Here is a 26,381-nt window from a genome sequence, read left to right as displayed (position 1 = left end):
AGGAAGTAGGCGAGGGATCAGCGTACGAACAGCTTGTAGACCAGCTTCTGGATCGCCTTGCCGTAGGGTGGGTAGATCAGCCGCGCGGCGTTGAAGCGCTGCTTGATAAATACGCCCTTGGCCTTGCTGAAGGTCAGGAAGCCCTCGTGGCCGTGGTAGTGGCCCATGCCGGACGGGCCGATGCCGCCGAACGGCATGTCGTCCTGGGCCACGTGCAGCAACGTGTCGTTCAGGCACACGCCGCCGGAGTGGGTCTCGTGCAGCACGCGCTGCTGCTCGCGCCTGTCGTAGCCGAAGTAGTACAGCGCCAGCGGCCGCGGGCGCGCGTTGACGTAGGCGAAGGCGTCTTCCAGGCGGTCGTAGGGCACCACCGGCAGCAGCGGGCCGAAGATCTCGTCCTGCATCAGCTTCATCTCGTCGTTGACGTCCAGCACCAGGCTCTGCGGCAGGCGCCGGCCCTGGGCCTCGGGGTACAGCGGGACGATGCGCGCGCCCTTGGCCTGGGCGTCCTGCAGGTAGCCGTTGAGGCGGGCCAGCTGGCGCTCGTTGATGATCGCGGTGTAGTCCGGGTTGTCCTTGAGCGCCGGGTAGAAGCGCTGCACCGTCTCGCGGTAGGCGCTGACAAAGCCCTCCACCCGATCCCTCGGCACCAGCACATAGTCCGGTGCCACGCAGGTCTGCCCGGCGTTGAGGGTCTTGCCGAAGGCGATACGCTCGGCGGCGTCCGCCAGCGGCACGTCGGCGCTGACGATGGCAGGCGACTTGCCGCCCAGCTCCAGGGTCACCGGGGTGAGGTTCTCCGCGGCCGCGCGCATTACATGTTTACCGATGCTGGTGGCGCCGGTGAACAACAGGTGGTCGAACGGCAGCTTGGAGAAGGCCATGCCGACTTCCGCCTCGCCCAGGGCGACGCTGACCAGGTCCTCGGGGAAGATCCGCGCCAGCAGGTCCTTGAGCAGCTGCGAGGTGGCCGGGGTGGACTCGCTCATCTTGATCATCACCCGGTTGCCGGCGGCCAGCGCGCCGGTCAGCGGGCCGATGGCGAGAAACAGCGGGTAGTTCCACGGCACGATGACGCCGACCACACCCAGCGGCTGGTAGACGACCTGGGCCGCGGCGGGCATGAACTGCAGGCCGACGCTGCGCCGCGACGGCTTCATCCATTTCCTGATGCGTTTGCTCGCGTAGTGGATGCCATGCAGGCTGGGCATCAGCTCGGCGAGCAGGGTTTCGTCGGCGGAACGGTTGCTGAAGTCTGCGGAGATCGCCGCCACCAGCGCGTCCTGCTGCTCGGTCAGCAACTCGCGCAGGGATTTCAGCCACTGCATGCGCTGTTCGGCAGGCGGCATGGGGTTGGCGGCGAAGGCCGCGCGCTGCAGGGCGAAGGTGGCGTCCAGCTGGTTGATCTGCTGTTGGCTGTGCTGCAGGTAGGCGATGTCGGCGACCATGGGGTTCTCCTCGACGGTCCAGCTGGGCGATGCGCGACGCGGCGCGTGGGTGTGCTGGATTTTTAGAGCAATTGCTCTAATGTGTCAAATAGCATGCCGCGCCATGCGCGTTGCCGCAGCCTAACCAAAGGTCAGCCGGTGTTTATCGCCTGCTGGCGGGGTAACACTTCCACCGCTTCTGCCTGTACCTTTGCCGCTTTCCCACTTTGAGACCGAGCCGCGCCATGGCGCCACCCAAGACCCGCGAGCGCATCGTTCAAGCCAGCCTGGAGCTGTTCAACAGCCAGGGCGAACGCAGCGTCACCACCAACCATATCGCCGCGCACCTGGGCATTTCGCCGGGCAACCTGTACTACCACTTCCGTAACAAGCAGGCGATCATCGCCGAGCTGTTCGCCCAGTACGAGGCGCAGGTCGACGGCTTCCTGCGCCGGCCCGAGGGGCGCGCGCTGACGGTGGAGGACAAGACCTACTATCTGGAGGCGCTGCTGGCGGCGATGTGGCACTACCGCTTCCTGCACCGCGACCTCGAACACCTGCTGGATGCCGACGCCGAGCTGGCCGCGCGCTACCGCGCCTTCGCCCGCCGCTGCCTGGTGGGGGCGCAGTCGATCTACCAGGGCTTCGTCGAGGCCGACATCCTGCTGATGAGCCCGGCGCAGATCGAGGCGCTGACCCTCAACAGCTGGATCATCATGACCTCCTGGGTGCGCTTTCTCTGCACCGCAGGCGCCAGCCCGGACAACCTCAGCCAGGACATGCTGCGCCGCGGCATCTATCAGGTGCTGGCGCTGGAAGGCGGCTATATCGCCCCCGCCGCGCGCGAGGCGGTCGAAGCGCTGTACGGCCGTCTGCACGTGCCGCTGGAGCAGGTGTTGGGGTGATCGGCTCGGCGCCGATCTGCGCTACCTCGGTTTCCCGGGGCGCGCGCACGGCCTCTGTGGGAGGGGCTTTAGCCGCGAGCTTTTCGCCGCTACAGCGCTTCCCACAATCTGCAGCGATCGTTGTAGTCCGGATGCAATCCGGGCTACGGCAGGTCAGGCGCCCAGTGCTGCCAACCACTCGGGAATCCGCCGTTCCAGGTAGTACCCGGGCCGGCGCGGGCTGCCGTCGACGAAGCCGACATGGCCGCCCTTGGTATGTAGTTCGAACTCGGTGCCGGGCGCCAGTTCGCCGGCCTCCGGCAGGCTGTGGCGGAAGATGAAGGGATCGTCCTCGGCCTGGATGATCAGCGTGCGCGTGCGGATGGCGCCGAGGTAGAAACGGCTGGAGGCGCGCCGGTAGTAGTCCTGGGCGTCGGCGTAGCCGTGCAGCGGGGCGGTGACGCGGCCGTCGAAGTCCCAGAAGGTGCGCATGCCGTGCAGCGGGCCGAGGCGTTCCAGCACCGACAGGCGTTCGCCCTGGCCCTGGGCGGCGAACAGGCGCTGCTTGTTGCTGACGTAGGCGACCATCTCGCGCATGAAGTGCGCCTGGTACACCCGCGAAAAGCCCAGGCCGATGCGGTCGGCGCACTGATCCAGGCGAAACGGCACCGACACCGCCACCGCGCCCTGCACCTGGCTTTGCGCGCCGCTCTCGCCGAGGTACTTGAGCAGCACGTTGCCGCCCAGCGAATAGCCCACCGCATAGAGCGGCGCCATCGGCCGCTGCGCGCGCAGATGGGCCACGGCGGCGGCCAGGTCCTCGCTGGCGCCGGAATGGTAGCCGCGCGGCAGCAGGTTGGGCTCGCCGGAGCAGCCGCGCCAGTTCAGCGCCACGCTGGCCCAGCCGCGCGCGGCCAGCGCCTGCTGCAGACCCAGCACGTAGAGCGAGCTGGAACTGCCGGTCAGCCCGTGCAGCACCAGCACCAGCGGCGTGCGGGCCTCGTGCGGGCCGTGCCAGTCGAGGTCGAGAAAATCGCCGTCGTCCAGCCACAACCGCTCGCGCCGGCGCTCCAGGTGTGGCGGCTTGCGGCACAGCGGGTTCCACAGCGTCTGCAGATGCGGGCCGGGGAGCCACCAGGCTGGTTGGAAGGTTGTGGGCATGGAGCGTGTCTGCAAGCTGAAATCTGGCCGCTAATGTGATCCGGAGCGACGTTTCCGAATTGTGCCCGCCGCTCCGAACTCGCGGCAATGCCGGCGTCTTCAGGGCCGTAGGTTGGGCTGAGCGCAGCGAAGCCCAACAGGGGGGCGTGGGTTGCCGACGTTGGGCTTCGTCGCTGCGCGACTCAACCCAACCTACAGGTTTCACCGCCGACGCGTGCGCAGTATGCGCCAGGTGCACCAGGCCATTACCAGTAGGGCGGCGATGCGCTGGTTGGTCAGGCCGATGGCGATCCCGCACGCTGCCATAGCGCGTAATGCACCTGGCCGGTGTGCTTCTCGCGGTGCAGGCGCCAGTTGCCGGGCAGGCCGAGGGTCGAGGGCGCCGTTTCGCTTTCGGTGTAGACCCAGGCGGCGTCGGCCAGCCAGCCCTGGCTTTCCAGCAGCTTGCAGGCATTCTGCAGCAGGTCCTGGTGGAACGGCGGGTCGAGCAGGACGATATCGAAACGCCGCGGCGCCGGGCGGGTCAGCAGCTGCAGGGCGTCGCCCTGCTGGATCTCGCCATCCGTGCACTGCAGCGTCGCCAGATGGCCGCGCAACGCCGCCACCGAGGCCGGGTTGAGGTCGCAGGCCAGGCCGCTGGCGGCGCCGCGCGACAGCGCCTCGAGCAGCAGGGCGCCGCTGCCGGCGAAGGGGTCGAGCACATGAGCGCCCTCGACATGGGGCGCCAGCCAGTTGAACAGGGTCTCGCGCACCCGGTCCGGCGTCGGGCGCAGGCCCGGGCCGTCGGGGAAGGCGAAGCGCCGCGAGCGCCACTGGCCGCCGATGATGCGCAGCTGGCCCTGGCCGCCGTGGGGCTTGGCGGCCGGCTTGGGCGGAGTGCGGCCGCGCATCAGTGCGGCACCGCGCTGGGCAGCTCGGCCGGCTTGTCGCTGGGCGGCGGCAGTTCCTGCTGGGTCACGGTCGGGCCGGCCGTCACCACCAACAGCGCCTCGGGGTCGAGGTGCTTGGCCATGGCCGCTTTCACCTGTTCGACGCTCAGCGCCTGCACGTCGCGCATAAAGTCGTCCAGATAGCTCAGCGGCAGGTCGTAGAAGCCCATGCTGGCCAGCTGGCCGACGATATCGGCGTTGCTCGCGGTCGACAGCGGGAAGCTGCCGGCCAGCTCGCGCTTGGCGTTGTCCAGCTCGTCCTGGGTCGGGCCGCTCTGCAGGTAGTCGGCGAGCAACTGCTTGACCAGCGCGAGGGTGCCTTGGCTCAGCTCGGCGCGGGTCTGCAGGTTGATCATGAACGGGCCGCGCGCCTGCATGGCGCTGAAGCCGGAGTAGACGCCGTAGGTCAGCCCGCGCTTCTCGCGCACCTCGCTCATCAGGCGGGTGCCGAAGCCGCCGCCGCCGAAGATCTGGTTGCCCAGGTAGAGCGCGGCGTAGTCCGGATCGCGGCGGTCGATGCCGAGCTGGGCGATCATCAGGTGGGTCTGGTTGGAGGGGAACTCGATATGGCTGGGGCCGGGCGCCGGCTCCTGCGGCTGGGCGATGCGCGGCAGCGCCGGGCCCTGCGGCAGGGCGGCGGAGACCTGCGCGGCGATGGCCTCGGCCTGCTCGCGCGACAGGTCGCCGACCAGGGCGATCACCGCGTTGCCGGCGGCATAGGCGCGGGCGTGGAAGGCGGCGAGCTGCTCGCGCTCGATCGCCGGGATGGACTCGGCGTTGCCGTCGCTCGGGTGGGCGTAGGGGTGTTCGCCGTACAGGCGCTGGAACAGCTCCAGGCTGGCCAGCTTGCCGGGGTTCTGCTTCTGGAACTCGAAGCCGGCCAGCAGCTGGTTCTTGATCCGCGCCAGGGCGTCGGCGGGGAAGGTCGGCTGGCCGAGCACCTCGGCGAACAGCGCCAGCGCCGGCTCGCGCTGCTCGGCGGCGCTCAGGCTGCGCAGGCTGGCCACCGCCATGTCGCGGTAGGCGCCGTTGCCGAACTCGGCGCCGAGGCCCTCGAAGCCGGCGGCGATGGCGCCGACGTCCTTGCCCGGCACGCCCTCGTTGAGCATGGCGTTGGTCAGCATGGCCAGGCCGGGTACGCCGTCGTCCTGGCTGCTGCCGGCGGCGAAGGTCAGGCGCAGGTCGAACATCGGCAGCTCGCGGGCCTCCACGAACAGCACCTTGGCGCCCTGTTCGGTGTGCCAGGTCTGGATGTCCAGGCTGCGCCGGGTCGGCGCCTGGCCGTTCAGCCCGGCGAGCGACTCCAGCTTGGCCGGCTCGGCGGCGCTGGTCGTCGCCTTGGCTTCATCGGGTTGCGGGCCGCAGCCGCTCAGGGCCAGGGCGCTGCTCAGGGCCAGGCCGAGCAGGGCGCTGCGCAGGTGCTCAGTCTTCATGGCGAGACTCCTCATGGCGAGCGTCCTCGGGCAATACATGGGCGACGCTCAGGCGGTCGCGGACGAAGAAGGTGCGGGCGGCCTGCTGGATATCCTCGGGGGTGACGGCTTCCAGCTCGGCCAGCTCCTGGTCGATCAGCTGCCAGGACAGGCCGACGGTTTCCAGCTGGCCGATGCTGGTGGCCTGGCTGGTGATGGAGTCGCGCTCGTAGACCAGCCCGGCGATCACCTGGGCGCGCACCCGGGCCAGCTCCGCGGCGGACGGCGGATTGCTCTTCAGCTCTTCCAGCTCGCGCCACAGGCCGGCCTCGGCCTCGGCCAGGCTGCGCTGTTTCTGCACATTGGGCGTGGCGCTGAGGACGAACAGGCTGTCGCCGCGGGCGAAGGCGTTGTACCAGGCGCTGGCGCCGGAGACCAGCTCCTCGCCGCGCTCCAGGCGGCTGGACAGCCGTGCGCTGTAGCCGCCGTCGAGCAGGGCCGCGGCCAGGCGCAGGGCATGGGCCTGGCGTGGCGTTTCGGCGGTGGCCAGGCCCGGCACGTTGAAGCCCATCAGCAGGCTCGGCAGCTGGGTCTTCAGATACAGCGTGGTGCGCCGCTCGCCGGCGGCCGGCAGTTCCAGCGGCAGCTTGGCGCTGGGCACCTCGCGGCGTTCGATGGTGCCGAAATAGCGTTCGGCGAGAATCTTCACCTCGGCGGCGCTGACGTCGCCGACCACCACCAGGGTGGCGTTGTTCGGCGCGTACCACTGCCGATACCAGGCGCGCAGCTCGTCGATCTGCATGCGCTCGAGGTCGGCCATCCAGCCGATGGTGGGGATGCTGTAGCCGCTGGCCGGATAGGCCATGGCCTTGAAGCGCTCGAAGGCCAGCGAGGAGGGACGGTCGTCGGTGCGCAGGCGGCGCTCCTCCTTGATCACCTCGATCTCCTTTTCGAACTCCGCGGCCGGCAGCTGCAGGCTGGCCAGTCGGTCGGCCTCCAGCTCCAGGGCGACGCCCAGGCGGTCGCGCGCCAGCACCTGGTAGTAGGCGGTGTAGTCGTCGCTGGTGAAGGCGTTCTCCTCGGCGCCCAGTTCGCGCAGGATGCGTGAGGCTTCGCCGGGGCCGAGCTTGCGGCTGCCCTTGAACATCATGTGCTCGAGGGCGTGGGACAGGCCGGTGGAGCCGGCGGTCTCGTAGCTGGAGCCGACCTTGTACCAGAGCTGACTGACCACCACCGGGGCGCGGTGATCCTCGCGGACTATGACCTTGAGGCCGTTGTCCAGGCTGAATTCGTGGGTCGGTTGGGCGGCGGCGGCCAGCGCCGTCAGGGGCACGCAGAGGGCGCCGAACAGCAGGCCGAGAGAGCGGCGGGCAATGGCATTCATCGAGAGTCTGACCTGTCGGATGGCCTGGGCGGTCGTACCGCCGGCGGGCGAAGAGGTGCTAGGATACCCCATCCTTTTCCGGGGCGGCGCAGCCGGGCGTATCAGGCTGTAAGCGACCGCCCCCTTGAGATGCAAGCGACCCATGTTTGGTTCCAATGACGACAAGAAGTCGCCGGCCGCGGCCGGCGCGCAGACCCCGCCTGTGACCGAAGAAAAGAAATCCCTGTTCGGCTGGCTGCGCAAGAAGCCGGCCGAGCCCGCCGCGCCCGCCGCCGAAGCGCCCTCGAACGCGCCAGATGCGGTGCCGGCGCCGAGCATCGAGTCGCTCGCCATCGAGCCGCAGGCCCCCGCCCAGCCGGCGGCCGAGCCCGCGCCGCTGCCGGTCGCCGAAGCGCAGCCGCAAGCGCCGGCCGAACCGGTGCCTGTCGAAATTGCGCCCAGCCTTCCTACGCAGCCCGCCGCCATCGACGAAGCGGCCGCCGGCGCAGCCTCTGCGCCGCGCGCCGACGACAAGCCCGGCTTCTTCTCGCGCCTGCTCGGCGGCGACAATGCCCCCGTGCCGCCGGCTGCCGAGGCGCCCGTCGCCCCTGAGCCGGTGGCCGTACCCGTTGCTGCGCCCAGCGAGCCAGCGGTCGCCGCGCCGCTGCCGGCGACCCAGGACAAACCCAGTTTCTTCGCTCGCCTCAAGCAGGGCCTGAGCAAGACCAGCGCCAGCCTCGGCGAGGGTATGGCCAGCCTGTTCCTCGGCAAGAAGGCCATCGACGACGAGCTGCTCGACGAGCTGGAGACTCGCCTGCTCACCGCCGACGTCGGCGTCGAGGCCACCACCGCGATCATCGGCAACCTGACCAAGCGTGTCGCGCGCAAGGAGTTGGCCGACAGCGGCGCGCTGTACAAGGCGCTGCAGGAGGAGCTGGTCGGCCTGCTCAAGCCGGTCGAGCAGCCGCTGGCGATCGACGTCGCCAAGCAGCCCTACGTGATCCTGGTGGTCGGGGTGAACGGTGTGGGCAAGACCACCACCATCGGCAAGCTGGCCAAGAAGCTGCAGCTGGAAGGCAAGAAGGTCATGCTCGCCGCCGGCGACACCTTCCGCGCCGCCGCCGTGGAGCAGCTGCAGGTCTGGGGCGAGCGTAACAACATCGCGGTGATCGCCCAGCACACCGGCGCCGACTCGGCCTCGGTGATCTTCGACGCGGTGCAGGCCGCCAAGTCGCGCGGCATCGACGTGCTGATCGCCGACACCGCCGGGCGCCTGCACACCAAGGACAACCTGATGGAAGAGCTGAAGAAGGTCCGTCGGGTGATCGGCAAGCTGGACGACACGGCGCCGCACGAGGTGCTGCTGGTGCTCGACGCCGGCACCGGGCAGAACGCCATCAACCAGGCCAAGCAGTTCGACCAGACGGTGAGCCTCACCGGCCTGGCGCTGACCAAGCTGGACGGCACCGCCAAGGGCGGGGTGATCTTCGCCCTGGCCAAGCAGTTCGGCCTGCCGATCCGCTATATCGGCGTCGGCGAGGGTATCGACGACCTGCGGCCGTTCCAGGCGCAGGCGTTCGTCCAGGCACTTTTCGAGGAGCGCGAACAGGGATGATCCGATTCGAGCAGGTCGCCAAGCGTTATGCCAATGGCCATGTCGGGCTGCACGAGCTGAGTTTTCGCGTTCGCCCCGGCGAATTCCTCTTCGTCACCGGTCACTCCGGCGCCGGCAAGAGCACCTTGCTGCGCCTGCTGCTGGCGATGGAGCGGCCCACCAGCGGCAAGCTGATGCTGGCCGGGCATGACCTCTCCACCATCACCAATGCGCAGATTCCCTTCCTGCGTCGGCAGATCGGCGTGGTGTTCCAGAACCACCAGCTGCTGTTCGACCGCAGCGTGTACGACAACGTCGCCCTGCCGCTGCAGATCCTCGGCCTGGCCAAGCCGGAGATCGCCAAACGGGTCGGCGCCGCGCTGGAGCGGGTCAGCCTCAGCGACAAGGCCGCGCAGGCGCCCGGCGATCTGTCCACCGGCCAGCAACAGCGCGTCGGCATCGCCCGCGCCATCGTCCACCGCCCGGCCCTGCTGCTGGCGGACGAACCCACCGGCAACCTCGACCCGCGCCTGGCCGCGGAGATCATGGGGGTGTTCGAGGATATCAACCGCCTGGGCACCACCGTATTGATCGCCAGCCACGACCTGGCGCTGATCGCGCGCATGCGCCACCGCATGCTCACCCTGCAACGCGGTCGCCTGATCGGCGACGGGGAGGCCGCCTGATGAGCGCGTCGAAGATGCCGCCACCGCAGCCGGCCGAACGGGTCGGCGCGGCGCCACGCAACAAGGTCAGCGACCAGCTGCCGGAAGACGGCCCGGATTTTCGCACCCTGCTGCATGCCTGGCTGGAAAGCCACCGCGCCAGTCTGGTCGACAGCCTGCGCCGCCTGGCCCGCCAGCCCATCGGCAGCTTCTTCACCTGCCTGGTGATGGCCGTGGCGCTGAGCCTGCCCATGGGCCTGGCGCTGCTGCTGGACAACGTCGAGAAGCTCGGCGGCTCCTGGCAGCGTGCGGCGCAGATTTCCCTGTTCCTCGAACTGGAGGCCGGCGAGCGCGAGGGCCAGGCCCTGCGCGAGCAGATCGCGGCGCTGGATGACGTCGCCGAGGTCGAGTGGATCAGCCGCGAGCAGGCGCTGGAGGAGTTCCAGCAGCTCTCCGGGCTGGGCGAGGCGCTCAAGGAGCTGCCGCAGAACCCGCTGCCGGGAGTGATCCTGGTGACCCCGGTGGAGGTCGACAAGGCCAAGCTGGAGGCCCTGCGCCTGCGCCTGGCCGAGTTGCCGCGGGTGCAGCAGGCGCAGCTCGACCTGGTCTGGGTCGAGCGCCTGACGGCCATCCTCAAGCTCGGCGACCGTTTCGTCTTCGGCCTCAGCCTGCTGCTGATCCTCGCCCTGCTGTTGGTGATCGGCAACACCATCCGCCTGCATATCGAGAACCGCCGCGCCGAGATCGAGGTGATCAAGCTGGTCGGCGGCACCGACGGCTACGTGCGCCGGCCCTTCCTTTATATGGGTGCGCTGTACGGCAGCGGCGCCGGCGTATTCGCCTGGCTGCTGCTGGCTTTCGGCCTGGATTGGCTGAACGATGCGGTGGTACGGTTGGCCGGCTTGTACGGCAGCGATTTTGCCCTCGGCGGGGTGCCCCCGTCCGATGGTCTATCCCTGCTGCTCGGCGCCTTACTCTTGGGCTATATTGGCGCCTGGCTGGCCGTGGCGCGTCATCTCAACGAATTGGCGCCGCGGTGATAAGCCATTGTTTTCATTGATATCGACTATCTGTAACGGAACTTATCCACAGGCTCCGCGTCAGATGGCGCAGTGCTACACTGCGCGAGTTTCGTGAATCGGAGGATTCGAATGTCCACTTCCTTGCAACCTGTTCATGCTCTGGTTCCAGGCGCCAACCTGGAGGCTTACGTGCATGCGGTCAACAGCATCCCGCTGCTGACGCCGGAGCAGGAGCGCGAGCTGGCCGAGAGTCTTTACTACCAGCAGGATCTCGAGGCCGCCCGGCAGATGGTGCTGGCCCACCTGCGGTTCGTCGTGCATATCGCCCGCAGCTACGCCGGCTACGGCCTGGCCCAGGCCGACCTGATCCAGGAAGGCAACGTCGGCCTGATGAAGGCGGTCAAGCGCTTCAACCCGGAGATGGGCGTGCGCCTGGTGTCCTTCGCCGTGCACTGGATCCGCGCCGAGATCCACGAGTTCATCCTGAAGAACTGGCGCATCGTCAAGGTCGCCACCACCAAGGCGCAGCGCAAGCTGTTCTTCAACCTGCGCAGCCAGAAGAAGCGCCTGGCCTGGCTGAACAACGACGAAGTCACCGCCGTGGCCGAGAGCCTGGGGGTCGAGCCGCACGAAGTGCGCGAGATGGAAAGCCGCCTGACCGGCCAGGACATGGCCTTCGACCCGGCGGCCGACGCCGACGACGACAGCGCCTTCCAGTCGCCGGCGCATTACCTGGAAGACCACCGCTACGACCCGGCCCGCCAGCTCGAGGACGCCGACTGGAGCGACAGTTCCAGCAGCAACCTGCACGAAGCGCTGGAAAGCCTCGACGAGCGCAGCCGCGACATCCTCTATCAGCGCTGGCTGGCCGAGGAGAAGGCGACCCTGCACGACCTGGCCGCCAAGTACAACGTCTCCGCCGAGCGTATCCGTCAGCTGGAGAAGAACGCGATGAACAAGCTCAAGGGCTCCATCGCCGCTTGAGTCATGCACGCGAATCAAGCCGCACCCGGGTGCGGCTTTTTTCTGCCTGGAGAAAATACCTGTGAACAGAGCGCCCCTGAAAGCGCAGCACTGGCTGCTGTTCGGCCTCGTCGCCGCGCTGTTCTTCGCCTGGGGCGCCTGGCTGATGCGCAGCGGCGAGGTGACGCCGCTGGCCGATCTGCCGGGGTGGCGCGACGCCCTGCTGCAGCCGCTGGCGGAAGAGCGCCTGGCGCTGCGCGAGGTGCAGGCGCTGGCGCCTGGCGAGCTTTGGCTGCAGCTGCGTCTGGATGGCGCCCGTGTGCTCTATCGCGCCGAGCTGGATGGCGAGGAGGGCGGCTGGGTGCTGGAGACGGAGCTGGCGCTCAGCGAGGCCCAGCGCGACAGCCTGCTTGCCGCCCAGGGCCTGCGCGCCGGCGATGCCGAGCAACTGCTGGGTGCGGCGCTGGCCGAGCAGATGGCGGGTTTTGCCGTACGCGCGGTGAGTCTCAAACCGCCGGCTGCTCTGGCCGCCGAGCGCGTGGCGGCGACGCTGGGTCAGCCGCGGCTGAGTCTGGAACTAGCCGCGGGACAGGCCTGGGTCTATCCACAATGGGGGCTGACGGTGCATCTGCAGGGTGATGAGGTCGAACTGCTGCATGCCGTGCCCAAGCGCGCGTTCGCGCCGCGCCCGTAGAGCGCCACGGGGCGCCTAGGCAGTGCGCACCGGCAAAGCGGCGACACCCCGGTGCGTACGGCGCACCCTAAGCGTGGCGCTCCGGTGGGGCGGTGGCCCGTAGGGTGCGCCGCGCGCACCGATAGTCCAGCGTCACCTCAGGTGCGCACGGCGCACCCTACATCGATCGTGAGCGTTTGAAGAGCTACAGCCAGTTCGGCCACCAATGCGGCCTGACCGGCTTGAGCCGATTGAGGTAGTGCCCGCCGCCCAGCTGCGTCATCTGCTGGCGAATCCAGGCGGCGCGGCGGGCGACATAGCGATCCGGGCGGCCGGCGCTCCAGCGCAGCGGGTTGGGCAGCACCGCCGCCAGCTGGCTGGCCTGCTGGCGATTGAGGTAGGGCGCGCCGACGCCGAAGTGATGCTGCGCGGCCGCCTCGGCGCCGAAGATACCGTCGCCCCATTCGACGCTGTTGAGGTAGACCTCGAGGATGCGCTCCTTCGACCAGAGCAGCTCGATCAGCGCGGTGAACCAGGCCTCCAGGCCCTTGCGCAGCCAGCTGCGGCCGGACCAGAGAAACAGGTTCTTGGCCACCTGCTGGCTGAGGGTGCTGGCGCCGCGCAGCGAGCCGCCGCCCTGGTTGTGCGCCAGCGCGGCCTGGATGGCGCCGAGGTCGAAGCCCCAGTGTTCGGCGAATTTCTGGTCTTCGGCGGCGATCACCGCCATCTTCAGGTGATCCGGCAGCTGCTTCCAGGGCCGCCACTGGCGCTTGAGCTCCAGCGCTTGGCCGCGGTCCCAGGACTCGATCTTGCGCTCGAGCATCAGCGCCGTGCCGGGCGGCGGCAGCCAGCGCAGGGCGAGCACCAGCAGCGCGCTGGCCAGCATCAGCCAGAGCACGAGTTTCAGCAGGCGGCGGGTCAGGGTGCGGAGCATGAGTGGCTGGCGATGGCGGCTGGGAGGGGCATTAAAACAAAAAACCTGCGGGAGAAGTTTTTGGGCGTCCTTGTCGGTAGCGCTGGAGGCTAGGCACAAAGGGCGCGTGGTGTCTGTAGGAGCGGATTTATCCGCGAAAACTCCCGGCGAAATCGCGACTAAAGGCCAGGCGCCCCCTCGCTCCTGCAGCATCGCTGCCTGTGACAACGCCGCGCATTTGTCCCGTGGCGCCAGGGGTTACACTGCGCGGCATCGCCCCTCATGCCTGGAGGCTCCATGGCTCGTCTCTGGTTGTTGCTATCGGCCTTCGCCGGCTTTACCGGCGTCGCCCTCGGCGCTTTCGCCGCCCATGGCTTGAAGAACCGGCTGACGCCCGAGTACCTGGCGGTGTTCCAGACCGGCAGCCACTACCAGCTGATCCATGCCCTGGCCCTGTTCGGCGTCGGCCTGCTGGCGCTGCAGGCACCGGGGCGCCTGGTCAACCTGGCCGGCGGCGCCTTCGCCCTGGGTATCCTGCTGTTCTCCGGCAGCCTCTATCTGCTGACCCTCAGCGGCATCGGCAAGCTCGGCATCGTCACCCCCTTCGGCGGCCTCGCCTTTCTGCTCGGCTGGCTGTGCCTGGGGCTGGCGGCTTGGAAGCTGGCGTAGGGGCTGTGGTGCGTCCCCGTTGAGTCGCTGCTATGTCCAGCGGTGCGCACGGCGCACCCTACGACAGACCTGACCCGGGCGTCAGATTTGAGGACGAATGGCGCCTTTTAGCCTTGGTCGCGGCTGGCTATCGGGCTAGAATGCCGGCCCTCTTCCTAGTTGTGACCGAGCCGTCATGCACATTCAGTTGAATGGTGAACCCTTCGAGCTGCCCGACAACCAGAGCGTCGCGGACCTGCTGGCCCGTCTCGATCTGGCCGGGCGCCGCGTGGCGGTCGAGCTCAATCTGGACATAGTTCCACGCAGCCAGCACGACAGCACCCGGCTCGCCGAGGGCGACCAGGTGGAAGTGGTGCACGCCATCGGCGGCGGTTGATCCCCTTGAGGAGTTTCTCCATGAGCCAAGTTCGCAGCGACAAGCCCTTCACCCTGGCCGGCCGCACCTACCAGTCGCGTCTGCTGGTCGGCACCGGCAAGTACAAGGATATGGACGAGACCCGCGACGCCATTGCCGCCTCCGGCGCTGAGATCGTCACCGTGGCGGTGCGCCGCACCAATATCGGCCAGAATCCGGGCGAGCCGAATCTGCTCGACGTGATCAGCCCCGACCAGTACACCATCCTGCCCAACACCGCCGGCTGCTATGACGCCGCCGACGCCGTGCGCACCTGCCGCCTGGCGCGCGAGCTGCTCGACGGCCACAAGCTGGTCAAGCTGGAAGTGCTGGCCGACCAGAAGACCCTGTTCCCCAATGTCATCGAGACTCTCAAGGCCGCCGAGATACTGGTCAAGGACGGCTTCGACGTGATGGTCTACACCAGCGACGACCCGATCATCGCCCGTCAGCTGGCGGACATGGGCTGCGTCGCGGTGATGCCGCTGGCCGGCCTGATCGGCTCCGGCCTGGGCATCTGCAACCCCTACAACCTGCGCATCATCCTCGAAGAGGCCAAGGTGCCGGTGCTGGTCGATGCCGGCGTGGGCACCGCCTCCGACGCCACCATCGCCATGGAGCTGGGCTGCGAGGCGGTGCTGATGAACAGCGCCATCGCCCATGCCGACAACCCCGTGCTCATGGCCCAGGCCATGAAGTACGCGGTGGAAGCCGGGCGCCTGGCCTATCTGGCCGGGCGCATGCCGAAGAAACTCTATGCCAGCGCTTCTTCTCCGCTGGATGGCCTGATCAAATAACGATGACGATTTGCTGCGCGTCTGCCCTGCTGCGTTAAAAACAGGCTCTAGCTCGCAAAATCGTAAAGCACTCTACAAGAGCTCCACATGACTGACACGCAACAGCCCGAAACAACCGAAGACGGTCGCCGGCTCCGCACCATCAAGAGCTTCGTGATGCGCGCCGGGCGCATGACCGAGGGTCAGCAGCGCGGCCTGGACAAGGGCTGGCCGCTGTTCGGCCTGGCGCTGGAAGACGGCCTGCGCGATTTCGACCAGGTGTTCGGGCGCCGCGCGCCGCGCACCTTCGAGATCGGCTTCGGCATGGGCCATTCCACCCTGGAGATGGCCGCGGCGGCGCCGGAGCAGGACTTCATCGGCGTCGAGGTGCACAAGCCCGGCGTCGGCGCCCTGCTGAGCGGGGCGATGGCGCAGAACCTGAGCAACGTCCGGGTGTACAGCTGCGATGCGCTGGAGGTGCTGCGCCAGTGCGTGGCCGATGCCAGCCTGGACCGCGTGCTGCTGTTCTTCCCCGATCCCTGGCACAAGGCCCGGCACCACAAGCGGCGCATCGTTCAGCCGGCCTTTGCCGAGCTGGTGCGCAGCAAGCTGAAGATCGGCGGCGTGCTGCACATGGCCACCGACTGGCAGAACTACGCCGAGCATATGCTCGAGGTGATGAGCGCCGCGCCGGGCTACCGCAACCTGGCCGCCGACGGCAGCTACGTGCCGCGCCCCGAGGAGCGTCCGGTAACCAAGTTCGAGCGCCGCGGCGAACGCCTCGGTCATGGCGTATGGGACCTGAAGTTCCAGCGCCAGGAGTGATCGTCGCTGCACATCCCCACCGCTTCGCCAAAAAATGGCAGGACGCCTAAGCAGATCGGGATAACCCGGCGGCCAGGACGGCACCTCACCGCAGACACAACAAAACGATAAGCGCGGCCGCGGGCCGCGCGGATAACAGCGACGCCGCTGCCACGGCGCCGTGAGGAGAGCATTGTGTTGAGATCGGTTTCCATTCTGCTGCTGAGCGCCCTGGCCCTGCAGGCCCAGGCCAAGGTCGATGCCAGCCAGGCCGCGCGCCTGGGCCAGGAGCTGACGCCGCTGGGCGGCGAACGCGGCGGCAATGCCGCCGGCACGATTCCCGCCTGGAACGGCGGTCTGGCCACGCCGCCGGCCAATTACCAGCCGGGCATGCACCACCCCGACCCCTATGCCGCCGACGCCGTGCAGTACCGGGTCGACGCCGGCAACCTGGCGCAGCATGAACAACAGCTGCCGCTGGGGCTCAAGGCCCTGCTGCAGCAGAACCCCGGCTACCATCTGCGGGTGTTCCCCACCCGGCGCAGCGCCGCGGCGCCGCAGCGCATCTACGACGCCACCCGCTTCAACGCGCTCAACGCTGAGCTGATCTCCGGCGGCAACGGCGTGCAGGGCGCCGCCTCCGGTGTGCCCTTCCCGCTGCCGCAGAATGGCCAGGAAGCGATCTGGAACCACATCATGCGCTACCGTGGCGACCAGATCAGCATGGCCACCAACCAGGCCGCGGTGCTCAGCAACGGCAGCTACAACCTGCTCAAGCTCGAGCGCGACATTTATTTCCTCTACGGCCGCGACGGCGTGGCGCCGCAGGACCTGGACAACACCCTGTTCTACTACAAGTACAAGGTGGTGGCGCCGGCCAAGCTGGCCGGTTCGGCCCTGGTGGTGCAGGAGACCCTCGACCAGGTGCTCGCCATCCGCAAGGCCTGGCGCTTCAACCGCGGCGAGCGTCGCGTGCGGCGCCTGCCGATGCTGGCCTACGACACCCTGCAGCCGGACACCAACGGCATGGCCACCGCCGACCAGGTCGACGCCTACAACGGCGCGCCGGATCGCTACGAGTGGCAGTTGCTGGGCAAGCGCGAGATGCTGGTGCCCTACAACAGCTACGCCGTGCACCAGAAGGGCATCGCCTACGGCGATATCCTCCAGGCCAAGCACGTCAATCCCGAGCTGCTGCGCTACGAGCTGCACCGCGTCTGGGTGGTCGAAGCGGATCTGCGTACCGGTTTCAGCCATCCCTACGGCAAGCGCCGCTTCTACCTGGACGAGGACAGCTGGCAGATCCTCGCCGTCGACCTGTACGACAAGCACGGCGAACTGATCGGCCTACAGGAAGCCCACCCGATCAGCTACTACGACGTGCCAATGTTCGGCTCGACCCTGGAGACCATCTACGACTTCAAGGGCAGCCGCTACTTCGTCGACGGTCTGGACAACAACGAGAAGATGTACGACTTCGACGCCAAGCTGAGCCCGCGCGACTTCACCCCGCAGGCGCTGCGCCGCGAAGGCAACTGAGGCACGCGGCCGCAGGCCGCATGTTCGAGCGAAGCGCCGCGACGCCTTGACCGGGTCGCGGCGTTTTTTATGCCGTTGGGGCTGGTTGGCGCCGCGCGTAGGGTGCGCTGCGCGCACCGCCGGCGACTGGATGTGTGGTGCGCACTTCTTAGTTGCGGTCGGCCAATATGCCGATCACCACGAAGATCAGGATCAGCACCGGCGCCAGGGTGAAGTTGTTGAAATGCGCCAGGCCCTTGGCCAGCCAGGGGGTGAGGAAGACGATCGCCAGGCCGTAGCCGACCGCGCAGAACACCACGAACAGCAGGGTGCGCAGGACGAAGTTGAGGTTGCCGATGGTGCGCTGGACCCAGGCGTTGATGGCCGGGCCAAACAGCACCAGCAGGGTGGCCATGATGGCCAGGGAGATGTCGCCGAGGTGGCTGCGGCTCCAGCGCGAGAGGGTGACGATCAGGTCCAGTACGAGATCCATCCGGGGTCCTTAGCCATCAGGGCAGGAAGTGTTGCAGCAGATCGTTGAGAAACAGCTGGCCCTCGGCGGTGGCGCACAGCCGCTCGGGCTCGCTGCGCAGCAGCTTGCGCGCCTGCGCCTCGGTGCGGGCGGCGTCCAGGCTGGCCAGGGGCAGACCGGTGCGCTCGGTGAACAGGCTCGCCGGCACGCCGTCGCTGAGGCGCAGCACGTTCATGAGAAATTCGAAGGGCAGCTCGTCGGCGCCGAGCACGCGCTCGCCGGCCTGGAAGGCCTTGGCCGCGTCCAGGTAGTCCTTGGGCAGGCGGGTCTTCCAGCTGCGCAGGATGCGCCCGTGCGGGTCGCTGAGCTTGGCGTGGGCGCCGGCGCCGATGCCGAGAAAGTCGCCGAAGGTCCAGTAGTTGAGGTTGTGCCGCGCCTGCTTGCCCGCCTGGGCGTAGGCGGACACCTCGTACTGGGCGTAGCCCTCGGCCGCCAGCAGCGCCTGGCCGGCCTCCTGGATGTCCCACAGCAGATCGTCCTCGGGCAGCGTCGGCGGCTGGCTCCAGAACAGCGTGTTCGGCTCCATGGTCAGCTGGTACCAGGACAGGTGCGTCGGCGCCTGGGCGATGGCGGTGCGCAGGTCGAACAGCGCGTCCTCGAGGCTTTGCTCGGGCAGGCCGTGCATCAGGTCGAGGTTGAAGTTGTCGAAGCCGGCGGCGCGCGCCATATCGGCGGCGCGGATCGCCTCGCTGCCGTCGTGGATGCGCCCCAGCGCCTTGAGCTTGGCCTCCTGGAAACTCTGCACGCCGATCGACAGGCGATTGATGCCCAGCGCCCGGTAGCCCTTGAACTTGGCCTGCTCGAAGGTGCCGGGGTTGGCCTCCAGGGTGATCTCGATGTCGCCGGCGAACGCCACGCGGCGCTCGACGCCTTCCAGCAGGCGGCCGAGGGCGCGGTCGGAGAACAGGCTGGGGGTGCCGCCGCCGAAGAAGATCGAGCTCAGCGGCCGGCCGTGGACGTGACCCAGGTCGGCGTCGAGGTCGGCCAGCAGGGCGTCGACGTACTCAGCTTCCGGCAGCGTCGGCCCGGCCGCGTGGGAGTTGAAGTCGCAGTAGGGGCACTTTTTCACGCACCAGGGGATATGGATATAGAGCGCCAGCGGCGGCAGCGCGAAACTCCGCTCCCCGGCGGCGGGGGAGTGCTGGCTCACGCCAGCCCCAGCCGCTGCTTGAGCAGGGCCATGGCGCGGGCGCGGTGGCTCAGGCGGTTCTTTTCCGCCGCCGGCAGTTCGGCGGCCGAGCGCTGGCAGTCTTCCACCCAGAACAGCGGGTCGTAGCCGAAGCCCTGTTCGCCGCGCGCCTGGTGCAGGATGCGGCCGTGCCACAGGCCCTCGCAGAGAATCGGCAGCGGGTCGTCGGCGTGCCGCACCAGGGCCAGGGCGCAGACGAACTGGGCGCCGCGCTGGGCGTCCGGCACATCTTTCAGGGCATCGAGCAGCTTGGCGTTGTTCGCCGCATCGCCCTGGCCGTCCGCGTAGCGCGCCGAGTAGATGCCGGGGGCGCCGCCGAGATGATCCACCGCCAGACCGGAATCGTCGGCCAGCGCCGGCAGGCCGGAGAGGCGTGCGGCGTTGCGCGCCTTGAGGATGGCGTTCTCGACGAACGACAGGCCGGTTTCCTCCGGCTCGACGCTGGAGAATTCGCCGATCGAGCGCAGGCGCACGGCATCGCCGAGCATGGCCTGCAGTTCCTTGAGTTTGCCGGCGTTGTGGCTGGCCAGCACCAGTTCGTTGAAGGCTGTCATTCGTCGGGGAACATTTCCTGGTTAAAGCTGAAACTGTGCGGGTTGCCGCCCTGCTGCACGTCGAGGGTGAAGCTCAGCACCTCGCGGCTGGAGAAGGGGAACTGCGCCAGGTAGTAGATGGCGCCGCTTTCCGTGACCTGCTTGAAGCTCAGCGGCGTGACCTGGCCGAGCAGGTTCTTCACCTGGCCGCCCACCTGCGCGGTGCTGGCCTTGCCGGCCTTGAGCACGGCGACGTTGACCACGCCCTGGGTCTTGCTGCGGGTCAGGCCGGCGGCCGCGGCGATGTCCGGCTGCAGGAAGCTGGAGTTGAACACGCTGTAGTGCACGTCGAGATCGCCGAAGCTCTGCTTGCGTTCGGCGACGGCCGGCAGGGCCAGGCACAGGGCGATCAGGAAGGGGATGATGCGACGCATGATGGTTCTCCTCGGGCAGGCGATGGCTCAGTTCGCACCGCTGATGCGATAGATGCCGATCTCACCCAATAGATTAGGCCAGACTCGGCTGGCCCAACCGTGGCGATGATCGCGATCCACCGCCAGGCGCTCCTCGACCCGCGCGCCCTGGGCGTGGCACAGGCGCTCGAAGTCCTCGAAGGTGCAGAAGTGGATGTTCGGCGTGTTGTACCAGGTGTAGGGCAGAAAATCCGACACCGGCATGCGACCCTTGCTCGTCAGGTACCAGCGGCAGCGCCAGTGGCCGAAGTTGGGGAAGGTGATGATGCAGGTCTTGCCGACGCGTAGCATCTCCGCCAGCACCTTGTCCGGGTAGTGCAGCGCCTGCAGCGACTGGGTCATGACCACCACGTCGAAGCTGTCGCTGGCGAAGTTGCCCAGGCCCTGGTCGAGGTTCTGCTCGATCACGTTGACTCCGCGCTCGATACAGGTGGCGATCTTCTCCGCGTCGATCTCCAGGCCGTAGCCGGCCACCCGTTTGTGCTCGCGCAGCCAGGCCAGCAGCTCGCCATCGCCGCAGCCCAGGTCGAGCACGCGGCTGCCCGGGGCTATCCATTCCTGGATGATGTCCAGATCCGCTCGCATGCTCATACCTCGATCCGCTTCATGTAGCTGCCGAACGCCTGCAGGTAGCGCGGGATCGGCATGAGGAAGGCGTCGTGGCCCTGTGGCGCGTCGATCTCCAGGTAGCAGACGTTCTTCTTCGCCGCCGTCAGGGCGTCGACTATCTCCCGCGAGCGGGCCGGGGAGAAGCGCCAGTCGGTGGTGAAGGACATCACGCAGAAGTCCGCCTGAGCCGCGGCCAGGGTCTTGGCCAGGTCGCCGTCATGGGCGGCGGCCGGGTCGAAGTAGTCCAGCGCCTTGGTCATCAGCAGGTAGGTGTTGGCGTCGAAGCGCCCGGAAAACTCTTCGCCCTGATAGCGCAGGTAGCTTTCGACCTGGAACTCGACGCTGTGGAAGTCGTAGTTGAGCTTCTCGCTCTTCAGGCCGCGGCCGAATTTCTCGCCCATGGCGTCGTCGGACAGGTAGGTGATATGGCCGACCATACGCGCCAGCATCAGGCCGCGCTTGGGGATCACCCCACGCTCCTGGAAATGCCCGCCGTGGAACTCCGGATCGGTGAGGATGGCCTGGCGCGCGACTTCGTTGAAGGCGATGTTCTGCGCCGACAGCTTGGGCGCCGAGGCAATCGCCAGGCAATGGCGCACGCGCTCGGGGTAGCTGATGGTCCATTGCAGCGCCTGCATGCCGCCGAGGCTGCCGCCGATCACCGCGGCCCACTGCGCAATGCCCAGGCGGTCGGCCAGGCGCGCCTGGCTGTGCACCCAGTCTTCCACGGTCATCACCGGGAAGTCGGCGCCGTAGGGCTTGCCGGTGGCCGGGTTGGCGCTGCTCGGGCCGGTCGAGCCGTTGCAGCCGCCGAGGTTGTTGAGGCTGACGACGAAGAACTTGCGCGTGTCGATCGGCTTGCCGGGGCCGATGCAGCTGTCCCACCAGCCGGGTTTGCGATCGTCCGGGCTGTGGTAGCCGGCGGCGTGGTGGTGGCCGGACAGGGCGTGGCAGATCAGCACCGCGTTGCTGCGGGCGGCATTCAGCTCGCCGTAGGTTTCGACGACCAGTTCGTACTCGGCCAGGCTGCGCCCGCAGGCCAGCGCCAGCGGCTCGCTGAAGCGCTGCACCTGTGGGCTGACCAGGCCGACGGAATCTTCGGGAAAGGCAGTGGGCATGAAGGCGCTGCTATCGAATCGGAGGAGGGCGCCAGTCTAAAGAGCACCGCCGGCAGCGGCAAGCGAGCTGGCGCCCGGTCTGGCCAGCGTTCGCGGCTATTCGCCGCCCTGCGCACGCACCGCCGACGGCAGGCTGACCACCTTGCCCTGGCGCTGCACCGGCGCCGGGCGACGAAGGATGCGCAGCATGTCGGCGGCCTGCGCCAGTTGTTGTTGCAGCTCCTGCTGGTAGTGCGCCAGTTGCTGGCTGCGCCTGCGCGTCTGCTGGGTTTCCTGGGCCAGGGACTTGAGCCGCAGCATATGGGTTTCCAGCATCTGCTTGTGTTCCAGGGTGTGTTGCATCAGCGGCATCAGGGCGTCGCCGGCCCACTGTTCGGCGTCCTGGCGCAGGCGCTGGTGCAGGCCGATCACCTCCTGGGCGAGGGTGGCGAAGAAGCGCCGGGTCAGGCTGCGCTGCTCGGTCAGCAGGGTCTTGAGGTGCAGGCGGAACTGATCGCCCTTGGCCTGCAGCTTCTTCAGCTCGCGCAGGTAGCGCTGGGCCTGGAACTGCGGGGCGTCGACGCCGTGCAGCGGGTTGTCCTCGTTGTGCCGGCGGTAAATGGCGGCGACCATCTTGTTGGCCATCTCGGCTTCCTGTTCCAGGCCGTGCAGGTCGTGCTCCACGGCGCGGAAGAAGTGCAGGATGGCCTGGTTGATGCCCAGGGTGGTCCAGCTGCCGGTGAGGTTGCTGCGCACCTGGTCCAGGTGCTCTTCCAGGCGCTCGGCGCGCGCGGCGTGGCGCAGCAGCTCGCCCTGGCGCTGAACCAGGCGTTGGTTGGTCTTCAGCCCGAGCAGGCGCTTGTGGTGCTGGCTGTGGTCTTCCTTGGTCTTGGCGGTCAGCTCGAACAGTAGCTGGCCGTTGTCCTGCTGGTGGCTGCCGAGCAGGGCGAGCTGTTCGCCGACCTTCTCCAGGCGCAGGCCCAGCACGTGCTGGCTGTTGTTGAGCAGGGCCAGCACCTGGCGCACCACGCGGTCTTCGATCAGACGTTCCTTCTGCGCGACGATGCGTTCGCAGAGCAGGGTCTCGAGGTTGGCCATCTGGCTGCGCGCCAGCAGTTCCTCGTCCTTGCGCACCTTGGCCAGCAGCGCCTGCTTGGCCGACAGTGGTAGCACCTCGTCCTTGGCGATACCCAGCTGGCGAGCGGTGGTGGCCTGGATCTGGCCGATGGCGTTCTGCACGAAGGCCTCGCCGGCCAGGTCGTCCCACAGCACGTCGATCTTGTTCAGCACGGCGAACAGGCAGGTCTGGGTGTCTTCGTCGAGCTGGCGAATGTGTTGCTGCCAGATGCTCATGTCGCTGGCGGTGACGCCGGTGTCGGCGGCCAGCAGGAAGATGATCGCCTGGGCGCTGGGCAGCATCGACAGGGTCAGTTCCGGCTCGCTGCCGAGGGCGTTGAGGCCCGGGGTGTCGAGGATACGCAGGCCCTGGCGCAGCAGCGGGTGGTCGAAGTTGACCATGGCGTGGCGCCAGGCCGGCACCAGCACCTGGCCGCGTTTGCCGGTGCCTTCGAGCATGTCCGGGTGGAAGCCGAGCTGGATCGCCTGTTCCACCGGCATCGGCTTGGTCTTGGCCACCTGGCTGAAGGCCAGGGCCATGTTGGCCGGGTCGCTGGTATCCAGGGGAATGTTCACCCAGTGCCGCGGGATGCGCTTGAACTGGGCGACGCTGGCCGAGGCGGTGCGCGTCTCGATCGGCAGCAGGCGGATGTAGGAGCGTTCCGAGCGCGGGTCGAAGAACAGCTCGGTGGGGCACATGGTGGTGCGCCCGGCATGCGAGGGCAGCATGCGCTGGCCGTATTCGGAGAAGAACAGGCTGTTGATCAGTTCGGTCTTGCCGCGGGAGAACTCGCCGACGAAGGCCAGGGTGATGTGGTCGGTGCGCAGCAGCTTGAGCGCGCGTTCGAGCTTGGCCTGCACCGCCTCGGAGTTGAGCCGATTGTGCTCCAGCCAGCTGCGGTAGCGGGTGATCTCGCGCATCAACTCGCGCTTCCAGGCGACGTAGGCATCGACCTGCTGGCTGAGACGTTCCATGCTCATCCTGGCTCTCCTCTGGGCAAGGCGTGCGGCGGCTGCTGGTTGGGGCGCGGACGACGGTTCGCGTCGGTTGGCCGCCAGAACGCACGGCGTTCGCCTGAATACCCCGCATTATGCGGTGGCCGCGGCGGTCGTCAATCGCCCGTCTGCCCAGTCCCGCCTTACGGCCGGTGGCGACCGCCGAGCGGTCGCTGGGAGCGCCGGACGGTCATGCGCTGGCGGGCCGCGCCAGTCCCGGCAGCGCCGGCAGACAGCGCGGGGCACGGATGCGCAGACGTTTCTGTCGGTTCAGCTCGCCGCTCTCCAGGCTCACCTGGCTCTTGGCCACGCCGAAGGCCTTGGCCAGGAAGGCCTGCAGCTGGGCGTTGGCCTGGCCCTCGACCGGCGGCGCGGTGAGGCGGATCTTCAGGCGTTCGCCGTGCAGCCCGGCGAACGCATCGCTGCTCGCCTTGGGCTGCAGGTGGCAGTCGAGGATCAGGTCCTCGCCGTCCCAGCGGAACCAGCTCATCTCACAGGAAGGGGCTGAGCATCGGCGGCAGACCGGTCATGGCGGCCAGGTTGCCGATGACGAAGCGGTCCACCAGGTTGATCGCGATAAAGGCGAAGATCGGCGAGATGTCCAGGCCGCCGAGGTTCGGCAGCAGCTTGCGGAACGGTGCCAGCACTGGCTCGCAGATCTGGTTGACCAGTTGCGCGCCGGGGTTGTAGCTGCCCGGGGCGACCCAGGAGAGGATCACGCTGACGATCAGGGCGAAGAAGAACACCTTGAGGAACAGCGAGGTGACGCCGATCACCGACCACACCAGCAGTTGCAGGAGGAAGCCGCCGACGTTGTAGCCCATCAGCGTCAGCGTCACCAGCATCAGCAGCAGCTGCACCAGGATGGCCAGCACCAGCGAGGCCAGATCCAGCCCGGCGATCCCCGGGATCACCCGGCGCAGCGGGGTCAGCAGCGGCTGGGTGGCCTTGACGATGAACTGGCTGAGCGGGTTGTAGAAATCGGCGCGCACCAGTTGCAGGATGAAGCGCAGCAGCACGATCAGCAGGTACAGGCTGCCGAGGGTCTGGATGATGTAGATGAGGGCTTCGATGAATCCGGACATGCAAACTCCTTATTGACCCAGTTGCTCGGCCAGTTCGGCCGAACGGTTGGCGGCGGCATTCAGCGCCTGTTGCACCAGCGCTTCGAAGCCGCCGGCCTGGAACGTCTTGATCGCCGCCTCGGTGGTGCCGTTCGGCGAGGTGACCCGGCGGCGCAGCTCGGCGGCGTCGACCTCGCTCTCGCTGGCCATGCGCGCGGCGCCCAGCGCGGTGTGGATGCTCAGGCGCGCGGCGGTCTCACGCGGCAGGCCGAGCCGCTCGCCGGCGGCGGTCATGGCCTCGATCAGCAGGAAGAAATAGGCCGGGCCGCTGCCGGACACGGCGGTCACCGCGTCGAGCTGCGCCTCGTCGTCCAGCCACAGGGCCAGGCCCACGGCGCTCAGCAGCTGTTCGGCCTGGGCCTTTTGTGCGCTGCTGACCCGGGCGTTGGCGTACAGCCCGGAGACGCCCTGGCGCAGCAGCGCCGGGGTGTTGGGCATGCAGCGCACCACGGGGCGCTCGCCCAGCCAGCGTTCCAGGCTGGCGCAGCCGATGCCGGCGGCGATGGAGACGATCAGCTGACCGGGTTGCAGGTGCGGCGCCAGGTCCAGGCACACCGCCTTCATCACCTGCGGCTTGACCGCCAGGACGATCAGCTCGGCGCCGGCGATGGCCTCGGCGTTGCTTTCGAACAGGGCGATGCCGTGCTCGGCGTGCAGGCGCTGGCGCTGCTCGGCGTTCGGCTCGCTGGCGCGGATCGCGTTGGCCGGGGTGCCCTGGGCGCGCAGGCCGCCGATCAGGCTGGCGGCCATGTTGCCGGCGCCGACGAAGGCGATGATCGGGTTGCTCATGGGGTGGCTTCCTTTATATTCAGTGGGCGGCGGACTGGCCGTAATCGCGGGCGCCGAACAGCGCGGTGCCGATGCGCACCCAGGTGGCGCCCTCGGCGATGGCGGCTTCTAGGTCATGGCTCATGCCCATGGACAGGCAGTCGAGGTTCAGTGCCAGATCATCGCGCAACTGGCGCAGACGGGCGAAGGCTTGGTGTTGGGCGGCGACGTCGTCGGTCGGCTCGGGGATTGTCATCAATCCGCGCAGGCGCAGGTTGGCCAGTTGTGTAACCGCCTGTGCCAGGGCCGGCAACTCGTCCGGGCTGCAGCCGGACTTGCTGGGCTCGCCGCTGACGTTGACCTGCAGGCAGATATTCAACGGCGGCAGCTGCGCCGGGCGCTGGTCGGACAGGCGTTGGGCGATCTTCAGGCGATCCACGGAGTGCACCCAGGCGAAATGCTCGGCGATGGGTCGGGTCTTGTTCGACTGAATGGGGCCGATAAAGTGCCAGATCAAGGGCAGGTCGGCCAGCTCCGCCTGCTTGTCCAGGGCCTCCTGCAGGTAGTTCTCGCCGAAGTCGCGCAGGCCGGCGGCATGGGCTTCGCGGATGGCGGCGGCGGGTTTGGTCTTGCTCACCGCGAGCAGGCCGATATCCGACGGATTGCGCTGCGAGGCTTGCGCCGCCTCACGGATGCGCGCTCCGACCTTTGCAATATTCTCTGCTATCGTGGACATTACCTGCGCTCTATAAGCCCGGCCGTTCGAGGGTTCGCGGC

Annotated in this window: 28 protein-coding genes; 11 read left to right on the top strand and 17 right to left on the bottom strand. The window is 68.1% G+C overall.

Features of this window, described 5'->3' with window-relative positions; translation table 11 throughout:
* Positions 1-17 precede the first annotated feature (17 nt).
* Positions 18-1,448 (bottom strand): coniferyl aldehyde dehydrogenase, encoded by a 1,431-nt coding sequence (locus ACIGKL_RS12515; RefSeq protein WP_397486965.1) that lies wholly within the window; start codon positions 1,446-1,448, stop codon positions 18-20.
* 224 nt (positions 1,449-1,672) lie between these two features.
* Between ACIGKL_RS12515 and ACIGKL_RS12510 the strand changes: the two genes are divergently transcribed.
* Positions 1,673-2,332, top strand: coding sequence for a TetR/AcrR family transcriptional regulator (locus ACIGKL_RS12510; protein WP_397486964.1), 660 nt, complete (start codon positions 1,673-1,675; stop codon positions 2,330-2,332).
* 153 nt (positions 2,333-2,485) lie between these two features.
* Here the strand turns inward: ACIGKL_RS12510 and ACIGKL_RS12505 are convergent, their stop codons facing one another.
* From ACIGKL_RS12505 to ACIGKL_RS12490, 4 genes are all read right to left on the bottom strand, one after another.
* Positions 2,486-3,472 carry a hydrolase gene (locus ACIGKL_RS12505; RefSeq protein WP_397486963.1) on the bottom strand — a complete coding sequence of 329 codons (987 nt, stop codon included), beginning with the start codon at positions 3,470-3,472 and terminating at the stop codon, positions 2,486-2,488.
* A gap of 275 nt (positions 3,473-3,747) precedes the next feature.
* On the bottom strand, positions 3,748-4,362 hold the full coding sequence (gene rsmD, locus ACIGKL_RS12500; RefSeq protein WP_397486962.1) for a 16S rRNA (guanine(966)-N(2))-methyltransferase RsmD: 615 nt from the start codon (positions 4,360-4,362) through the stop codon (positions 3,748-3,750).
* Entirely contained in the window at positions 4,362-5,834 is a 1,473-nt protein-coding gene (locus tag ACIGKL_RS12495; RefSeq protein ID WP_397486961.1) for a M16 family metallopeptidase, read from the bottom strand. Before ACIGKL_RS12495 ends, rsmD begins: the two co-directional genes overlap by 1 nt.
* Positions 5,824-7,197 (bottom strand): M16 family metallopeptidase, encoded by a 1,374-nt coding sequence (locus ACIGKL_RS12490; protein WP_397486960.1) that lies wholly within the window; start codon positions 7,195-7,197, stop codon positions 5,824-5,826. Before ACIGKL_RS12490 ends, ACIGKL_RS12495 begins: the two co-directional genes overlap by 11 nt.
* Before the next feature lie 142 nt (positions 7,198-7,339).
* Here ACIGKL_RS12490 and ftsY point away from each other — a divergent pair, with 142 nt between their 5' ends.
* From ftsY to ACIGKL_RS12465, 5 genes are all read left to right on the top strand, one after another.
* Complete coding sequence (gene ftsY, locus ACIGKL_RS12485; RefSeq protein WP_397486959.1) at positions 7,340-8,791, top strand: signal recognition particle-docking protein FtsY; 1,452 nt, start codon at positions 7,340-7,342, stop codon at positions 8,789-8,791.
* Complete coding sequence (ftsE, locus tag ACIGKL_RS12480; protein WP_397486958.1) at positions 8,788-9,456, top strand: cell division ATP-binding protein FtsE; 669 nt, start codon at positions 8,788-8,790, stop codon at positions 9,454-9,456. Before ftsY ends, ftsE begins: the two co-directional genes overlap by 4 nt.
* Positions 9,456-10,475 carry a permease-like cell division protein FtsX gene (gene ftsX / locus ACIGKL_RS12475; protein WP_397486957.1) on the top strand — a complete coding sequence of 340 codons (1,020 nt, stop codon included), beginning with the start codon at positions 9,456-9,458 and terminating at the stop codon, positions 10,473-10,475. Before ftsE ends, ftsX begins: the two co-directional genes overlap by 1 nt.
* A gap of 111 nt (positions 10,476-10,586) precedes the next feature.
* Positions 10,587-11,441, top strand: a complete 855-nt coding sequence (gene rpoH / locus ACIGKL_RS12470; RefSeq protein ID WP_397486956.1) for an RNA polymerase sigma factor RpoH — start codon at positions 10,587-10,589, stop codon at positions 11,439-11,441.
* 61 nt (positions 11,442-11,502) lie between these two features.
* Positions 11,503-12,114 carry a hypothetical protein gene (locus ACIGKL_RS12465; RefSeq protein WP_397486955.1) on the top strand — a complete coding sequence of 204 codons (612 nt, stop codon included), beginning with the start codon at positions 11,503-11,505 and terminating at the stop codon, positions 12,112-12,114.
* Between the two features lie 184 nt (positions 12,115-12,298).
* On the opposite strand, the gene mtgA is transcribed toward ACIGKL_RS12465, so the two are convergent.
* Positions 12,299-13,027, bottom strand: a complete 729-nt coding sequence (mtgA, locus tag ACIGKL_RS12460) for a monofunctional biosynthetic peptidoglycan transglycosylase (RefSeq protein WP_397486953.1) — start codon at positions 13,025-13,027, stop codon at positions 12,299-12,301.
* A 276-nt stretch (positions 13,028-13,303) separates the two neighbouring features.
* On the opposite strand from mtgA, the gene ACIGKL_RS12455 reads away from it, so the two are divergent.
* The 5 genes from ACIGKL_RS12455 (at position 13,304) to ACIGKL_RS12435 (ending at position 17,188) form a co-directional block, all read left to right on the top strand.
* Positions 13,304-13,675, top strand: a complete 372-nt coding sequence (locus ACIGKL_RS12455; protein WP_397486952.1) for a DUF423 domain-containing protein — start codon at positions 13,304-13,306, stop codon at positions 13,673-13,675.
* 175 nt (positions 13,676-13,850) lie between these two features.
* On the top strand, positions 13,851-14,051 hold the full coding sequence (thiS, locus tag ACIGKL_RS12450) for a sulfur carrier protein ThiS (protein ID WP_397486951.1): 201 nt from the start codon (positions 13,851-13,853) through the stop codon (positions 14,049-14,051).
* A 20-nt stretch (positions 14,052-14,071) separates the two neighbouring features.
* Entirely contained in the window at positions 14,072-14,866 is a 795-nt protein-coding gene (locus tag ACIGKL_RS12445; RefSeq protein ID WP_122109636.1) for a thiazole synthase, read from the top strand.
* A gap of 87 nt (positions 14,867-14,953) precedes the next feature.
* Positions 14,954-15,670, top strand: coding sequence for a tRNA (guanosine(46)-N7)-methyltransferase TrmB (gene trmB, locus ACIGKL_RS12440; RefSeq protein WP_397486950.1), 717 nt, complete (start codon positions 14,954-14,956; stop codon positions 15,668-15,670).
* Between the two features lie 174 nt (positions 15,671-15,844).
* Complete coding sequence (locus tag ACIGKL_RS12435) at positions 15,845-17,188, top strand: DUF1329 domain-containing protein (protein WP_397486949.1); 1,344 nt, start codon at positions 15,845-15,847, stop codon at positions 17,186-17,188.
* Positions 17,189-17,336: 148 nt separating this feature from the next.
* On the opposite strand, the gene ACIGKL_RS12430 is transcribed toward ACIGKL_RS12435, so the two are convergent.
* The 11 genes from ACIGKL_RS12430 to ACIGKL_RS12380 all read right to left on the bottom strand — a co-directional run bounded on the left by ACIGKL_RS12430 (position 17,337) and on the right by ACIGKL_RS12380 (position 26,340).
* Entirely contained in the window at positions 17,337-17,660 is a 324-nt protein-coding gene (locus tag ACIGKL_RS12430) for a DUF3392 domain-containing protein (protein WP_021442006.1), read from the bottom strand.
* 16 nt (positions 17,661-17,676) lie between these two features.
* Positions 17,677-18,849, bottom strand: coding sequence for a radical SAM family heme chaperone HemW (gene hemW / locus ACIGKL_RS12425; protein ID WP_397486948.1), 1,173 nt, complete (start codon positions 18,847-18,849; stop codon positions 17,677-17,679).
* Positions 18,846-19,442 (bottom strand): RdgB/HAM1 family non-canonical purine NTP pyrophosphatase, encoded by a 597-nt coding sequence (gene rdgB / locus ACIGKL_RS12420; RefSeq protein ID WP_397486947.1) that lies wholly within the window; start codon positions 19,440-19,442, stop codon positions 18,846-18,848. The genes hemW and rdgB overlap by 4 nt, the downstream gene beginning before the upstream one ends.
* Positions 19,439-19,855, bottom strand: a complete 417-nt coding sequence (locus tag ACIGKL_RS12415; protein WP_397486946.1) for a DUF4426 domain-containing protein — start codon at positions 19,853-19,855, stop codon at positions 19,439-19,441. The genes rdgB and ACIGKL_RS12415 overlap by 4 nt, the downstream gene beginning before the upstream one ends.
* A gap of 27 nt (positions 19,856-19,882) precedes the next feature.
* Entirely contained in the window at positions 19,883-20,479 is a 597-nt protein-coding gene (gene metW, locus ACIGKL_RS12410; RefSeq protein WP_397487464.1) for a methionine biosynthesis protein MetW, read from the bottom strand.
* A 2-nt stretch (positions 20,480-20,481) separates the two neighbouring features.
* A complete protein-coding gene (locus tag ACIGKL_RS12405; protein ID WP_397486945.1) occupies positions 20,482-21,621 on the bottom strand; it encodes a homoserine O-acetyltransferase in 1,140 nt (379 codons plus the stop codon).
* Positions 21,622-21,717: 96 nt separating this feature from the next.
* Positions 21,718-23,697: a dynamin family protein gene (locus ACIGKL_RS12400; protein ID WP_397486944.1), complete on the bottom strand. Its 1,980-nt coding sequence runs from the start codon at positions 23,695-23,697 to the stop codon at positions 21,718-21,720.
* 205 nt (positions 23,698-23,902) lie between these two features.
* Positions 23,903-24,202 carry a DUF167 domain-containing protein gene (locus tag ACIGKL_RS12395; RefSeq protein WP_397486943.1) on the bottom strand — a complete coding sequence of 100 codons (300 nt, stop codon included), beginning with the start codon at positions 24,200-24,202 and terminating at the stop codon, positions 23,903-23,905.
* 1 nt (position 24,203) lies between these two features.
* The gene (locus ACIGKL_RS12390) at positions 24,204-24,797 is read right to left on the bottom strand and encodes a YggT family protein (RefSeq protein ID WP_397486942.1); all 594 of its coding nucleotides are present in this window, start codon (positions 24,795-24,797) and stop codon (positions 24,204-24,206) included.
* Between the two features lie 9 nt (positions 24,798-24,806).
* On the bottom strand, positions 24,807-25,625 hold the full coding sequence (proC, locus tag ACIGKL_RS12385) for a pyrroline-5-carboxylate reductase (RefSeq protein WP_397486941.1): 819 nt from the start codon (positions 25,623-25,625) through the stop codon (positions 24,807-24,809).
* 19 nt (positions 25,626-25,644) lie between these two features.
* Complete coding sequence (locus tag ACIGKL_RS12380) at positions 25,645-26,340, bottom strand: YggS family pyridoxal phosphate-dependent enzyme (protein ID WP_397486940.1); 696 nt, start codon at positions 26,338-26,340, stop codon at positions 25,645-25,647.
* Between the last annotated feature and the right edge of the window lie 41 nt (positions 26,341-26,381).

The sequence above is a fragment of the Pseudomonas sp. NPDC077186 genome, assembly GCF_044543505.1.
Lineage (GTDB): Bacteria > Pseudomonadota > Gammaproteobacteria > Pseudomonadales > Pseudomonadaceae > Aquipseudomonas.
The sequence above is the reverse complement of the archived record's forward strand: the minus strand, read 5'-3'. Positions and strand labels throughout refer to the sequence as shown.

What these genes read in the sequence shown, in the direction of transcription:
- ACIGKL_RS12515 (WP_397486965.1), bottom strand. Translation starts at nt 1,448, where the DNA reads ATGGTCGCCGACATCGCCTACCTGCAGCACAGCCAACAGCAGATCAAC.
- ACIGKL_RS12510 (WP_397486964.1), top strand. Translation starts at nt 1,673, where the DNA reads ATGGCGCCACCCAAGACCCGCGAGCGCATCGTTCAAGCCAGCCTGGAG.
- ACIGKL_RS12505 (WP_397486963.1), bottom strand. Translation starts at nt 3,472, where the DNA reads ATGCCCACAACCTTCCAACCAGCCTGGTGGCTCCCCGGCCCGCATCTG.
- rsmD (WP_397486962.1), bottom strand. Translation starts at nt 4,362, where the DNA reads ATGCGCGGCCGCACTCCGCCCAAGCCGGCCGCCAAGCCCCACGGCGGC.
- ACIGKL_RS12495 (WP_397486961.1), bottom strand. Translation starts at nt 5,834, where the DNA reads ATGAAGACTGAGCACCTGCGCAGCGCCCTGCTCGGCCTGGCCCTGAGC.
- ACIGKL_RS12490 (WP_397486960.1), bottom strand. Translation starts at nt 7,197, where the DNA reads ATGAATGCCATTGCCCGCCGCTCTCTCGGCCTGCTGTTCGGCGCCCTC.
- ftsY (WP_397486959.1), top strand. Translation starts at nt 7,340, where the DNA reads ATGTTTGGTTCCAATGACGACAAGAAGTCGCCGGCCGCGGCCGGCGCG.
- ftsE (WP_397486958.1), top strand. Translation starts at nt 8,788, where the DNA reads ATGATCCGATTCGAGCAGGTCGCCAAGCGTTATGCCAATGGCCATGTC.
- ftsX (WP_397486957.1), top strand. Translation starts at nt 9,456, where the DNA reads ATGAGCGCGTCGAAGATGCCGCCACCGCAGCCGGCCGAACGGGTCGGC.
- rpoH (WP_397486956.1), top strand. Translation starts at nt 10,587, where the DNA reads ATGTCCACTTCCTTGCAACCTGTTCATGCTCTGGTTCCAGGCGCCAAC.
- mtgA (WP_397486953.1), bottom strand. Translation starts at nt 13,027, where the DNA reads ATGCTCCGCACCCTGACCCGCCGCCTGCTGAAACTCGTGCTCTGGCTG.
- ACIGKL_RS12455 (WP_397486952.1), top strand. Translation starts at nt 13,304, where the DNA reads ATGGCTCGTCTCTGGTTGTTGCTATCGGCCTTCGCCGGCTTTACCGGC.
- thiS (WP_397486951.1), top strand. Translation starts at nt 13,851, where the DNA reads ATGCACATTCAGTTGAATGGTGAACCCTTCGAGCTGCCCGACAACCAG.
- ACIGKL_RS12445 (WP_122109636.1), top strand. Translation starts at nt 14,072, where the DNA reads ATGAGCCAAGTTCGCAGCGACAAGCCCTTCACCCTGGCCGGCCGCACC.
- trmB (WP_397486950.1), top strand. Translation starts at nt 14,954, where the DNA reads ATGACTGACACGCAACAGCCCGAAACAACCGAAGACGGTCGCCGGCTC.
- ACIGKL_RS12430 (WP_021442006.1), bottom strand. Translation starts at nt 17,660, where the DNA reads ATGGATCTCGTACTGGACCTGATCGTCACCCTCTCGCGCTGGAGCCGC.
- rdgB (WP_397486947.1), bottom strand. Translation starts at nt 19,442, where the DNA reads ATGACAGCCTTCAACGAACTGGTGCTGGCCAGCCACAACGCCGGCAAA.
- ACIGKL_RS12415 (WP_397486946.1), bottom strand. Translation starts at nt 19,855, where the DNA reads ATGCGTCGCATCATCCCCTTCCTGATCGCCCTGTGCCTGGCCCTGCCG.
- metW (WP_397487464.1), bottom strand. Translation starts at nt 20,479, where the DNA reads ATGCGAGCGGATCTGGACATCATCCAGGAATGGATAGCCCCGGGCAGC.
- ACIGKL_RS12405 (WP_397486945.1), bottom strand. Translation starts at nt 21,621, where the DNA reads ATGCCCACTGCCTTTCCCGAAGATTCCGTCGGCCTGGTCAGCCCACAG.
- ACIGKL_RS12400 (WP_397486944.1), bottom strand. Translation starts at nt 23,697, where the DNA reads ATGAGCATGGAACGTCTCAGCCAGCAGGTCGATGCCTACGTCGCCTGG.
- ACIGKL_RS12395 (WP_397486943.1), bottom strand. Translation starts at nt 24,202, where the DNA reads ATGAGCTGGTTCCGCTGGGACGGCGAGGACCTGATCCTCGACTGCCAC.
- ACIGKL_RS12390 (WP_397486942.1), bottom strand. Translation starts at nt 24,797, where the DNA reads ATGTCCGGATTCATCGAAGCCCTCATCTACATCATCCAGACCCTCGGC.
- proC (WP_397486941.1), bottom strand. Translation starts at nt 25,625, where the DNA reads ATGAGCAACCCGATCATCGCCTTCGTCGGCGCCGGCAACATGGCCGCC.
- ACIGKL_RS12380 (WP_397486940.1), bottom strand. Translation starts at nt 26,340, where the DNA reads ATGTCCACGATAGCAGAGAATATTGCAAAGGTCGGAGCGCGCATCCGT.